This window comes from Geobacter sp., assembly GCA_009684525.1.
Lineage (GTDB): Bacteria > Desulfobacterota > Desulfuromonadia > Geobacterales > DSM-12255 > Geoanaerobacter.
In genome coordinates, this window is the sequence record WKKR01000001.1 from 676,280 (window position 1) to 688,945 (window position 12,666).

The following is a 12,666-nucleotide window of genomic DNA, read 5'->3' on the forward strand; positions in this document are numbered from 1 at the left end:
AAGTAAAGTGACCTTTTCGAGATTTTCAAACTGTTCCCAATGGCAGTGCTTTATGAATCGCAGTCTTTCATCACTCTGGAGGCGTATATGTTCGGGCACCATCGCTCGTGGAGGATAAGACAACGATATCGACCCGTCTGTTTTTTGCTCTCCCTTCCGGTGAGGTATTTTCCGCTACCGGCTGATATTCGCTGTACCCGGTGGCAGAGATGCTCTTCGGTTCGACCCCGTGTGACTGGACCAGCTTCTTTACCAGGAATGATGCCCGTGCAGTCGAAAGATCCCAGTTTGAATCGAATGGACCAGACTGGATCGGCACATTGTCGGTATGGCCTTCCACCCGGCAACGGTTTGAATATTTATTGATAACAGTTGCGATTGTGTCAATGACATCACCGGAGTTTTTTTTCATCACTGCACTGCCGGACTCGAAAAAGCCGGCTTCCTTCAAACTCACGACCAGCCCTCTCCGGTTTATTTCTACATTGACTTTGTCTCGTGCTCCAGTCTTGAGCAAATAAGCATCTATGGAAGCCTTCATCGCCTTGAAATCGTTTTCATTCGCCTCGTGCTTTCCGCTCTTGAAGTCTCCCTGCTGAAGAGCCTTGGATACTGGTCGACTGGCGATGTCCGGAATGACACTTATCTTCCCGGAATCGATAATGGCAGGCCTCCTTGTCGAACCACTACTGTTAACCGCGCCAAAAGCTTCCCGAATGGATGCCGAGACCTCCTCTGCCTTTTTCTTGTCTGCCTGGGACATTGCATACAAAACAACAAAAACAGCAAAGAGGAGTGTGAGCAAATCTCCGTATGAAACCAGCCAACGTTCATGGTTTGGTTCTTTTTGAGGTTTCTTTTTCGGCGCCATAATATGACCGGTCGTCTTAATATATGGTTAAAAAAATTAGCGACGAATGATTTTCTGCAAAACAAACGAAACGGATCGCTTCAGAGGCTCTGTCGAATCTTCGATCCTTACCCGGAAAAGGGCACCATGCCAGGCATCCCAGAACAGCATCACCAGATCGTCACAGGGAACATCGATCCTCGCTATGCCCAACTCTTGCGCTCTCTTGATATGTGTGGCCAGATTCTCCAGCCAATGGCTGTAAAATGTGGCTATGGTAGCTTTGCATGGTGCACTGTGCTCGCTCAACTCAACAACGAGATTGCCTACGATGCTGCAATGAAAAACAGTACACTCCTCATGTTCCGTTATCATCTTCTCGAAACAGGTATTGAGAGCATCGATGGGATCGGGTATCCCACGGTCGAAACACCGCTCCAATGTTTCCCAGAATGCCTGAGAATGACGGCGAATTATCTCAATCCCGAAATCTTCCTTACTTTTGAAATAGTTATAAAATGAGCCCTTCGGCACTCCAGCGCTCTCGACAATCTCCTTGATGCCGGTTCCGTGATAGCCGCGATTGGCGAACGTCTTCAGACCGATCTCCAAAAGACGTGTCCGTGTCTCATCGCTTTTTCTTATCCGAGCCATTATGGCAATATATGACCGTTCGTCTATTAATGCAAGTGCATTCTCGGTCAGGGGCTTATCTTGGACAACCGGCACATGAAGCTCCGGCTGGTAGAGGTGCCGGTGACCCGGCTGCGCTTGTCGTCCTCGGTCAGGGCGTTGAGGCTGGCACGCGGATCGTGGTCGCCCCAGCCCCAGCCCAGACGGGCCATACCGGGGCTCACCACCGTGGAGAGGCGCACCGTCATTTCCACTGCCCCCTTGGGAGTTTCGATCCCGATCCGCTCCCCCTCGACAAATCCCTGCCGGGCGGCATCGGCGGGGTGGATGTCGACCATGCACTGGGCACCCTCCTTCAGGAGCGCAGGAATGGTGCGAAACTGTGAATTGGTGAAGCGGATATCACGGCTGCCGCTGATCCCCAGGACCGGGTACTCTCCGCTCTGGTCGGCAAAACTGATCGGGTCGTCACCGAAACCGCTCTCGAACGGGACTCCTGACAAACCGGCCTGTGCAAGCCGGCCGGAGAAGAACTCGACCTTGCCGGAAGGGGTCCGGAAAGGGGTATCCCGGTATTTTTCGTAGCGCGTCTCCTCGATCCGCAAACCGGTCTTGCCGCTCTTGCGCAGCTCCGCAACCGTGACCCCGGCGGGCTCCAGCTGATGATCGATCGCCTCCTCCGCCGTCTCCCAGGGGAATTCGGCTGCAAATCCGAGCCTTCTGCCCAACTCGAAGACGATCTTCCAGTCAGGCCAGGAATCGCCCACCGTTGGGATCACCGCGTTCTGGAGAATGATCGGATTGTTGCGGATGGAGGCACGGTTGAGCTGGGTCTTCTCGAAGCAACTGGCCGCCGGCAGGATGACATCGGCCAGCCTGGCGGTTTCGGTCATGAACATGTCGATCACCACCAGGCTCTCCAGTTTGTCGAAGGCAGCCCTGGTGCGGCGGGAATCGGCCATGGTGACGAGGGGGTTACCGGACTGGACCACCACCATCTTCAGCGGATAGGGAGACTCATCCAGAATGGCGTCGACCACGCACCCCTGCACCTGGTTGCCCCAGGTTTCGGAAAAAGTGTTGAACAGGGGATACTGATGGGTAATGGGAGGGATAGTGTCGTCCAGCCTCTCCCTCAACTGGATGTTGCGGACCGGGATCGGCTGGGGGAGCACGTCGCCCCCCGGCTTGTCGAGATTCCCGGTCATGGCGCGCAGCATGGCAATAGCCCTGGTAGTGTCGAAGACCTCCCGGTGCATGTCCAGACCGTTGCCGTCGATGATGGCGGCCGGCCTGGTGGTGGCGTAAAGGTGGGCCACCTGCCTGATCTGCCCGGTGCTCAGCCAGAGGCTCTCGGCCACCCTGTCTGCCGGGAAGCGGGCTGCCGCCTTTTTCAGGGCATCAAAGCCGATGGTGTACTGGGAAACAAACTCGGCATCGTAGAGGTTTGCCTCGATGATCTCGTTGATCATGGCCATGGCTAACAGGCCGTCATGCCCCGGTTTGATCCGCATCCAGATGTCGGCCTTGCGCGCCAGTGGCGTCTCGACAGGATCGATGACGATCAGCGTGGCGCCATGCTCTCTGGCCCAGTGGATCCCCTCGGCCGCACCCAGGGCGGTATCGCCGTCGTTCTTCCCCCAGACGATGATGCACCTGGCGTTTTTGGCCTCGGGATAGGCCATGGACCCGTAGGTGTAAGAGTGGGCGAAATCGCGGGCAACGAAACAGATGGAGCCGTTGCCAATGGTGTTGGGACTGCCGAAGACGTTCATCAGCCGATTGGGATAATCCCAGGGCGCGCCCCAGTCGGCTGCCATCCCCCGCAACCAGGCAACGGACTGGGGTCCTGATTCCTGCCGGTGACGGTGGAACCGGGCAGCAACCAGATCGAGTGCCTCATCCCAGCCCGCTTCGCGGAATCCCGAACCATCCTCGCGCTTAATCAGCGGCACGGTCAGCCGCTTGGGAGAATAGACGATCTCCGGGGCAGCGGCCAGTTTGGCGCAGGTCAGTCGCTTGTCCGGATCGAGAAAGGATTTGCGCCGGGCTCCGACCAGGCGGTTATCCTCCACCTCGGCTTCGATGGGGCAGCAGGACGAACAGAGTCGGCAAACGGTATCGACGATCATCGTTTTCTCTCCCTAGCGGCTGGCATGGACGAAACAGCTGCGAATCAGCTCAAAATGGTTGCTATGGGTACGGATCTTCCACCAGACACTACCGGGCTCGTCCACCTGCCAGACCGGCGCCAGCTCTCCCTTATCGTCGGCCAGGAGTGCCACCACATTTGCCAGCCCCTTGCCAGCGAATGAGCCATCGCTTTTGCCGCCGAGCCACTCCTCCATTGGAGCCGCCTCAATAGACCAGGAAAAGGGATCGGAGAGCAAAAACTGAGCCTTGGTATCGCGGGCTACCCGGTTCATCTCCCGCAGATGCCGGATCGGCGAAGGTACCTTGTCCACGAGATTCAGGGAGGAAAAGAGGCCAATGGATTTGCGCCGGAACGGCAGAGCCAGTGCATTGGCCACGAGAAACTCCACCCGGTCGCTACGCCACTTGTCCGGGAGACGGATGGTGACCTCGCGACGCAGCACCCCCTCGTCCTTGAGCGATACCGTCATGCAACGCTCCCGCATCAGGCACCGGGCCGCCCGGATAAAGGCATGCGAAGTATCGATGCCAACGGCAAAATCGCAACACGTGCTCATCTCGAAGGAAAAGCGCCCCACAGCCCCGCCGGCATCCAGGGCGACGCCGGCCTGGGGTTGCATCAACCCGGCCCAGGTGCCGTACGCCTGCGATGCATGCTCATCCGCGATAAGATCCCCGAAATGGCTCCAGAGATAGGAAGAAACCACCTCGTCGGTCTCGTACTTATTGGTGGTCCGCTGGCTGTCGGTGGCATGGGGGTCGAGCATGGCCACCCCTTCGTCGATAGAAAACCGGGCTCCACACTGTGGGCAAATGAGGGTAGCGGATTCGATATCTCCGTCATGTTCCCGGCCGATGTCGGCAATGAACGGGTATTCGCCCGGCAGGCAACAGGGGCAGATGAGCAGATCAAGAAGGCGCTTTTTCATGAATCCCCCCGGAATTAGATTCTATGGCGCATGCAATTCGGGCCATAGAAAAAGATTAGAGCTGGTTTGCCCCTACGTCAAATCGCATTGCATCCAACTGTCCCGGAACACCGTACACGCAGGACCCAAATTGTGAGCAGTTACAGTCCACCGAAACATGTGATGTCTAGCAAATTCGGTGATATCGCGCGTCCTTCTGCCAAATCTCCAATGTTCTGTAACGAACTGATTATTTTATTAATATGTACTTATTTAATTATCCATATAAATGTTTTACATTTCGACCACATTCAGGTTAGGCGGCAGAATGCAAACTGTATGGCACAACTATTGCGTTAAAGGGTGAGATTCTATTAACGACAAAATATGGCGATTTTTCTCATGACAATTCAGCGTAATCGACACACCCCATACGCAAACCCTGCCAAGCCGGGCAAACATGCAATCATTGTTCTCCTGGCCCTCTTTTTTTCCCTTCTTCTGATCGGAAACGCCCTCTCTGAGGACCAGAAATCCCAGCCAGGTATTTACCACATTCTTGTCCTACATTCCTATCATCCCGGCTTCCCGTGCACCGACACGATTACGGAGGGGATTCAGTCAGTTTTCAGAGGCCATCTCCCCGATACCCACATCGATATCGAATACATTGACAGCAAGCGGCATCAGGACCCGATCTTCCTTTCCAAAATTGTAGAAAGCATGCTGCATTACAAGCTGAAAAGCCGCACCTACGACATCGTCATCGTTTCAGGCAATGAAGCGCTTTCTTTTGCTCTTGGACATCGATCCACCATTTTGAAAGGCATTCCGGTCATCTATTGTGCGGCCAACGCAAACCTGGAAAAGGCAACCTCCATGTCGGGAGTCTATGGAATTCGCTCAATGCCCGACATGGCAGGAGTTTTGCGACAGATAAAGAAGTTTCATCCCAATAATCGTAATGTTGTCGTTATCGGCGATACGACAGATTCCTATGACAATCAGAACTATTTACGTTTCATTGAAGTAGCCAAAACGTTTGCCGGAGAGATGAATTTTGATTACTGGAACAATCTTTCAAGCGAAACGGTCAAGCAGCGGCTTACTGAAATTCCAAAAGATTCAGTCCTGGTAATTAACGGCTATCTTAACGACAACGCCGGCAATCTCCTTTCATTCAACGAGCAGAACGCTCTCTTTCGTAATATAAGCCGTATTCCCATGTACAGTTTCTGGGATGTTTACCTGGGGGAAGGGATTGTGGGGGGGCCGCTGACATCTCCCCGTGAACAGGGAAAGGCAGCGGCGCTTATGGCACTCTCCATTCTCAAAGGAGATAAAATACCACAGGTACCGACACTGCTGAAATCTAACCTCATGTTCGATTACAATCAGCTACAACGTTTTGGCATCTCCCAGGCAAGCATCCCTGGCGGGAGCAGGATCATCAATCTCCCCCCCAATAACTTTCAGATCAGCAAAGGACAGTTCTGGATTGCCATTTCTTTGCTTGTCTCCTCGATAACGATTTCGTTGGTTCTTATCAGGAATATAATGAACCGCAGGATCGCAGAAGCCATGCTTCGGGAGAGCGAACGGAATTTCCGGGACCTGTCTCAGCAGTTCGGTATCATTCTGGACGGGATTTCCGACGGGTTGTCGCTTATATCCCCTGACATGAAGGTCATCTGGTCGAACAAGAGCACCGAGACATTTTTCAACGGTACGCTGGGTACGACTCCAGGAGACAACTGCTGCAAACTCCTCTACAACCGGTCATCAGTGTGCGAGGAATGCCCTGCAATAAAGTCATTCGCTACCGGCGAACGAGTCGAATCCATCATTACAACGCCGGACGGAAGGACGCTGGAAGTAAAGGCATTCCCGGTTGTTGACGGAGCGGGCATGGTAACTCATGTGATCATGCTTGCCAGTGACATAACGGAAAAGAATCAGCTCCTGGAAGACTCGATACGTACGGGCAAACTGGCTTCAATTGGTGAACTGGCAGCAGGGGTGGCACACGAGATCAACAATCCAAACGCGGTAATCATGTTGAACTCTGAAATCCTCAAGAAGGTATCAACCAGTCTGACTCCCATTCTCAGTCAGCACTTCGAGGTCAACGGCGACTTCATGCTGGGGGGCTTGCATTATAACGAGATCAAGCATGACCTGCCGTATCTTTTTGGCGAAATTGTCGACAGTGCGGTGAGGATAAAAAGGATTGTCGATGATCTGAGGAACTTTGCGCGGGAAGATGAACCGGACACGGAAGAGATAATTAACATCAATGATGCGATATGCACTTCATCCCGCCTTGTCGGTAATGCGATCAAGAATGCAACCGATCGCTTTGAGCTTGAACTCTGCAATGAGATGCCATTGATTCGAGGAAGTTTGCAACGGATCGAGCAGGTGTTGGTGAATCTGATTCTGAACGCCTGTCAGGCCTTGCCATCTAAAGATCGGGGGATCCGGATATCGACAGTCTATGACCCGGGCGCCGGGGAGTGTGTCGTCACCGTGGCGGATGAAGGCATTGGGATTCCTCCCGAAATCCTTCCCAAGATAACGGATCCGTTCTTTACCACCAAGCGCACCCAGGGTGGAACAGGGCTTGGCCTTTCCATCTCGATGAGAATCATCCGAGATTTCAAGGGGGATCTGTTGTTCAATTCAAGATTTGGAGAGGGGACGACCGTCACGATCAACATCCCCGTTTTCAAGGAGGCAATAGCAGCATGAATCAGGAACTCTATCCCCAGATGCCCATTCTGCTCGTTGACGACGAAGAGGCGTGGCTCAGGAGCCTATCGGTCTTTCTCAGGGAATCGACCGGAATGAATAATTTCATCAAATGCGCTGATAGCCGGCAAGTCATGAATATTCTTGACAATAATGACATCTGCCTGGTTCTGCTTGACCTGACCATGCCATTCTTTTCAGGACAGGATATCCTCAGGATGATTGTGAGCAGGCACCCTTCAGTGCCGGTGATCATTCTCAGCGGTCTCAATCAGGTTGAGACTGCCGTGGAGTGCCTGCACCTTGGTGCACTGGACTACCATGTCAAAACGAGTGAAAAGGAGCGGTTGATAGCCGGAATCCAGAGGGCAATCTCCATCCAGCAACTAAGGAGTGAGAATTGTAGCCTGAAGAAAGGTATCTTGAACGACAAACTGGAAACCCCTGAGGCTTTCGAACAGATCATCAGTACCAGCACTAAGATGCGAGCGGTTTTCCGATACTGTGAAGCCATTTCCAGGAGTAGCGAACCGATTCTTATCACCGGCGAAAGCGGCTCGGGAAAAGAGTTGATCGCACGTGCACTGTGGAAGCTTCGTTCACCGAATGCCCCGCTGGTAGCCGTTAATGTAGCCGGACTGGATGACAATGTCGTTTCCGACACGCTTTTCGGTCATGTGGCAGGCGCATTTACGGGAGCTGACCGGGAGCGCAAAGGGATGATCGAGGAGGCAACGGGAGGGACACTGTTTCTGGACGAAATCGGGGATTTATCCCCCCAGTCGCAGGTCAAGCTCCTCAGACTTCTGCAGGAGGGTGAATTTTTCCCCATCGGATCGGATCGTCCAAAGAAACTGAAGGCGCGCGTGCTGTTCGCTACCAATCATGACCTCGACGCCAAGGTTGCCAAGGGTGAGTTTCGCAAGGATCTTTTCTATCGTCTGAATACCCACCACATTGAGCTCCCCCCATTGCGGGACCGGTTGGAGGATCTGCCCCTGCTCCTGCACCACTTCCTGAAAGAGGCTGCACAAACTATGGGGAAGAAAACACCGGCTGTGCCACGGGAGCTTGTGGCCCTGCTCTCCACCTATGATTTCCCAGGCAACATCCGTGAACTCAGGGCAATGGTGTTCCACGCGGTCAGCCTGCACTCTTCTCATGTGCTGTCACTCGACAGTTTCAAGGAGAAAATCGGCTACGATGCAGACCTCAACCTGAAGCCAGCGCAAGCTACGGCAATCGATGACCTCGCTCCGATCACTTTCCCTGATCGTCTGCCAACCATCGAAGAGATCGGCAAACGCGTCGTATTGGAAGCGATACATCGCACCGGCGGGAATCAGACCGTGGCAGCCTCAATGCTGGGCATTACCCGTCAGGCCCTGGCAAAGCGCCTCAAAAAATCTCTCGGCAATCAGACAATGAGCATATCCCAAGCAACATCCTGAAATAGCCGCAACGCAATCTCTGTAAAGAAATTGAAAGGAGGGAACGGCTTGGCCTCCCTCCTTTCGTCTTTAGAGAACCTGCCAACTGATATGCAAAAGCGGGAGGAGCTTACGCTCCCCCCGCATTCGAGGTGGTACTACAGCAATAGTCCGGCCAGTGATCAGTACTTCGGGGTGAAGCGCAGCACGAACTGGTTCGGGGTCTTCCACTTGGAGTTCAGTTTGTTGACCGTGATGTAGTAGTTCAGCCCCAGGTTGGCCAAATCTTCAAGCGGGGCAGTCGTGTAGAGGTAGTTGGATTGCCAGGCAGCCAGGATGTCGGCCGGGACCGGCTTCTTGACGCCATCGGAAGGATAGGCAATGCCATTGGCATCCAGGCCGGCCTGGCTGCGGTAGGTCACCCAGGTGCCATCGCAGTAGCCGATCCCTGTGACCGGGTCGGTAACGACGAAGGTGCCATCACAGTTGGCCATCAGGGTGTTGTCAGTGTTGGGGTTGGCATCGTCGTCATAATAGTAGGCATAGGGTACGCCGGACAGGTTGTTCCAGTCGCCAAACAGGGCGTAGTAGTTGGAGGTGATCAGTCCGGAGTCGATCGTGTCTTCAGTTGCATTGAGGAAGTAGCTGAAGCGGTTGATCGGGTCAAAATAGCCGGTTTCCGGATGATTGGCATCGGCCGGACCGGCCAGTCCCTGGGCAAAGAGAGCCGACAGCGTCTCTGCTGACTGAAGGCCGGAGGTGGTCGTGGTGAAAAATTTGCCCTTCTTGTCCGAGAAACCGAGGCCGTCAAGGGACGTGGACTTGGTGAACACGCCATTGACCATGAAGCCCAGTTCAGCTTTAAAGCCTTTCCATTTCCTGACGTCGTTGTCGGTCAGCTTCTGCATGGAGTTGTAGATGCTGGTGAGCGTGTCGGTTGCAACGGTGAAGTAGACGTCGATCGGCTGGCCGTTGACCCCGCCGACCTTCCAGCGCTTGCTGGACTGCAGCGGGTCGGAGCACATCTTGTCGGAGAAGTCATAGGGGTTGATACCAGTGGTCATGATGCACTTGAGGCCGGTGACATCATCCCTGTTGACGATCTTCATGCCCGGAGCCGTGACGTCCGACTCTTCCCAACCGATATAGCCGTTGGTGGCAGTCTTGGCAGTGTTGGTGAAGAGAGTGCTTCTATATTTTATAAAATCAGTGTACGGCGGCGGTGCTACAGTTACGTTACTCATATCCCAGCCGGTAATGGTTCCGGCATTGGCAGAAGCGGCAGTAACCAACAATGATACGCCCAGCAAGACACTCAACTTCTTCGAAACTTTTGTTCTCGACATTTCTCTCTCCTTTTTTTGATTGAGTTTGATGTGCTGCAGCACCTTCTTATCAGGTAAACTGAGCCCATCCCGGCCACACTGTACAATTCCTTTCGTAAGAACTCCTTTCCGGCTTGTAACCCTTTTCATTCCTTACCGTGCATTTGCTACACTGTTTCAACAATAAAATCGACGATGTCGACAGGTAACAACGCTTTTGTATCCCTGTTCAGCAATAGGCAGGCCAAACAGATTTATTCGCTTATCCAGCGGTTATCATTTGGTTTTTCAGGCTGGCAGAGAAAATGTGGCTCTAGAGCGAGGCAACCATGGTTGCCATCGTTCGGCCTGTGACATCGAAGAGTTATTGTTTCAGAGGATGCAGTTGAGGGGAGGACAATGCTTAATTTAATTTAATATACCAATAATGCAGTATATATATTGTGAATGCATCAGAAATATCGAACTGTTCGTTGGAGAAAGAAGGCAGGAAAAGAGCATCCGCAACCATGGTTGCCATGCAACTATGGTTGCGCAACAAAAAACGAGATGGGTGGAAATTTTTGATTTATTTGTTGTTGCACATGACGCACATAAACAAAAAAGGCCACTTCTCCTGAGTGTCCTTTTGAAAAATGTGTCCCCCTGGAGGGTGCACTTCGAAGTTTCCAAGTATGCTGACGACAGAATATTTATCTGCCTCATGCAGCATAACAACACGCAACAAAAATATATCTGTCAAAAATCATGTTACTCTTATCAAAGTGTACTGGCTGCGTCATGTCAACGGTAGAAACCTGTGTGTACAACGGAGGCTAGTCATGACTAAAACATATACATTCACGACCAAACATTACCCTGTAAATGACCTGTTGGCACTCGACTTACAAGATCACCTGGACAATATGGCCAGGGTGGGCTGGGAACTGGTCAGCACCCAGCAACTTATCAACGAGCATAGCCTCACCACCCCGCAGATCATGTTTTTCTGGGGCAAGGATAATGAGTGAGGAGGAACAAGACCGATCCATTCCATGGCTACTGTTCGGCGCTGAGTTCCTGGGCACGGCGCTGCTCATAGCTTTTGGATTGTCGTTAGTGATCCTGGGCTTCGGACAGGGAAGTCCCATAATCCAACTCATCCCGGGCAACGGCTGGCGCCGCCTGATCACCGGCTTTCTTTTCGGCTCCACCGGAGCCCTGATTGCGCTCTCGCCACTTGGCAAAGAAAGCGGGGCTCACATCAATCCGGTCGTCACCCTGGCTTTCTGGCTGATGGGCAAACTGAAAACCCGCCATGCAGTAGGCTATATCCTCGCGCAGCTCCTGGGTGCAGTGCTGGGCGCAGTGCCATTACTGGCATGGGGGGAGATGGGCCGCAGCGTGTCGTTCGGTGCAACCCTGCCTGGCTCAGGCTACGGGGCAGGATGGGCATTGGTAGGAGAAGCGATAACTACCTTCGCCCTCATCGTCGGCCTGTTCTTCTTCCTGCGGCACCACCGGTTGCGGCCTTTCACACCAGCTCTTTTCCCCTTCTTGTACGCCTTCATGGTTTTCGCCGAGGCGCCGATCTCCGGCACCAGTACCAATCCAGCCCGCAGCCTGGGGCCAGTAGTGATCTCCGGAGTCTGGCATGACTGGTGGATTTACTGGGTAGGACCGTTGTTGGGCACTTTTCTGGGGGTGGCTGCCCACCGGGTTACTGGTCTGGGTTGGCTGAAGGTTGAGGTTGCAAAGCTATACCATTTCGAGCACGACCGGTACGGTGTGTTCCGCAGGAAGGTATGAGCTGTTACCCAGGGAAAGGGAGGCGCATTATGAACATAAGGCTGGATAATAAACGTGTCATTGTCACCGGCGGCAATTCCGGCATTGGTGAGGCAATTGCCGTATCCCTCGCCGAAGCGGGTGCGCGAGTGGCAATCAACTACGTCACCCATCCCGAGACCGCACAGACCCTTGTGCAGAAGATTCGGGAGCAAGGCGGCACTGCCATGGCGATCGAGACCGACGTATCCGATCCCGGGGCCGTCGCTGAAATGTTCAAGAATATCGACGCAGCCTGGGGAGGAATTGATATCCTGATCAACAATGCGGGCATCGACGGCGGCCGCGCCGTCGGTTGGGAGGCGGATAGTGCCGCATGGCGAAAGGTGATCGAGGTGAACCTGCTGGGAGCCTTTTTTTGCGCTCGAGAAGCCTTGCAGCGGATGGTGGCGCAGCAAAGCGGCGTCATCATCAACATCAGCTCGGTGCATGAAGAGATCGCCTGGTCCGGCTACAGTGCCTACACCGCCAGCAAGGCAGCAGTCGGCATGCTGACGAAGACCCTGGCCCAAGAGGCTGCCCCCCATGGGGTACGTGTCCTGGCGGTTGCGCCCGGTGCGATCAAGACGCCGATCAACCGCTCCGTCTGGAGCGATCAGCAAAGTATGAAAGACTTGATGGAAAAGATCCCGTTAGGGCGGATCGGTAATCCGGAAGAAGTCGCCCACATGGTGGTGGTACTGGCCTCGGACATTGCCTCGTACGTGACCGGCCGTACAATCTTTGTGGATGGCGGCATGACCGATTATCCCGACTTTGCCCATGGCGGTTGATCTTCCAAGCACCTG

General features: G+C 53.7%; 10 protein-coding genes. 5 read left to right on the plus strand and 5 right to left on the minus strand.

Translation table 11 applies throughout. The annotated features are described in order from the left end of the window. Nucleotides 1-70: 70 nt before the first annotated feature. From GJT30_03055 to GJT30_03070, 4 genes are read right to left on the minus strand one after another with little or no spacing between them, the layout of a single operon-like run. Entirely contained in the window at nucleotides 71-871 is an 801-nt protein-coding gene (locus GJT30_03055) for an OmpA family protein (GenBank protein ID MSM38589.1), read from the minus strand. A 36-nt stretch (nucleotides 872-907) separates the two neighbouring features. Continuing rightward, on the minus strand, nucleotides 908-1,579 hold the full coding sequence (locus tag GJT30_03060) for a TetR family transcriptional regulator (GenBank protein MSM38590.1): 672 nt from the start codon (nucleotides 1,577-1,579) through the stop codon (nucleotides 908-910). Beyond that, complete coding sequence (locus tag GJT30_03065; GenBank protein MSM38591.1) at nucleotides 1,552-3,615, minus strand: molybdopterin-dependent oxidoreductase; 2,064 nt, start codon at nucleotides 3,613-3,615, stop codon at nucleotides 1,552-1,554. Before GJT30_03065 ends, GJT30_03060 begins: the two co-directional genes overlap by 28 nt. A gap of 12 nt (nucleotides 3,616-3,627) precedes the next feature. Then, nucleotides 3,628-4,566, minus strand: a complete 939-nt coding sequence (locus tag GJT30_03070; protein MSM38592.1) for a methyltransferase domain-containing protein — start codon at nucleotides 4,564-4,566, stop codon at nucleotides 3,628-3,630. 366 nt (nucleotides 4,567-4,932) lie between these two features. Here GJT30_03070 and GJT30_03075 point away from each other — a divergent pair, with 366 nt between their 5' ends. Continuing rightward, nucleotides 4,933-7,296, plus strand: coding sequence for a histidine kinase (locus GJT30_03075; protein MSM38593.1), 2,364 nt, complete (start codon nucleotides 4,933-4,935; stop codon nucleotides 7,294-7,296). Next, entirely contained in the window at nucleotides 7,293-8,747 is a 1,455-nt protein-coding gene (locus GJT30_03080) for a response regulator (protein ID MSM38594.1), read from the plus strand. The genes GJT30_03075 and GJT30_03080 overlap by 4 nt, the downstream gene beginning before the upstream one ends. 161 nt (nucleotides 8,748-8,908) lie before the next feature. Here the strand turns inward: GJT30_03080 and GJT30_03085 are convergent, their stop codons facing one another. Continuing rightward, complete coding sequence (locus tag GJT30_03085; protein ID MSM38595.1) at nucleotides 8,909-10,072, minus strand: choice-of-anchor F family protein; 1,164 nt, start codon at nucleotides 10,070-10,072, stop codon at nucleotides 8,909-8,911. Between the two features lie 800 nt (nucleotides 10,073-10,872). On the opposite strand from GJT30_03085, the gene GJT30_03090 reads away from it, so the two are divergent. From GJT30_03090 to GJT30_03100, 3 genes are read left to right on the plus strand one after another with little or no spacing between them, the layout of a single operon-like run. Then, entirely contained in the window at nucleotides 10,873-11,061 is a 189-nt protein-coding gene (locus GJT30_03090) for a hypothetical protein (protein ID MSM38596.1), read from the plus strand. Then, nucleotides 11,054-11,839 carry a hypothetical protein gene (locus GJT30_03095; protein ID MSM38597.1) on the plus strand — a complete coding sequence of 262 codons (786 nt, stop codon included), beginning with the start codon at nucleotides 11,054-11,056 and terminating at the stop codon, nucleotides 11,837-11,839. Before GJT30_03090 ends, GJT30_03095 begins: the two co-directional genes overlap by 8 nt. 26 nt (nucleotides 11,840-11,865) lie before the next feature. Beyond that, complete coding sequence (locus tag GJT30_03100) at nucleotides 11,866-12,651, plus strand: SDR family oxidoreductase (protein MSM38598.1); 786 nt, start codon at nucleotides 11,866-11,868, stop codon at nucleotides 12,649-12,651. Nucleotides 12,652-12,666 lie beyond the last annotated feature (15 nt).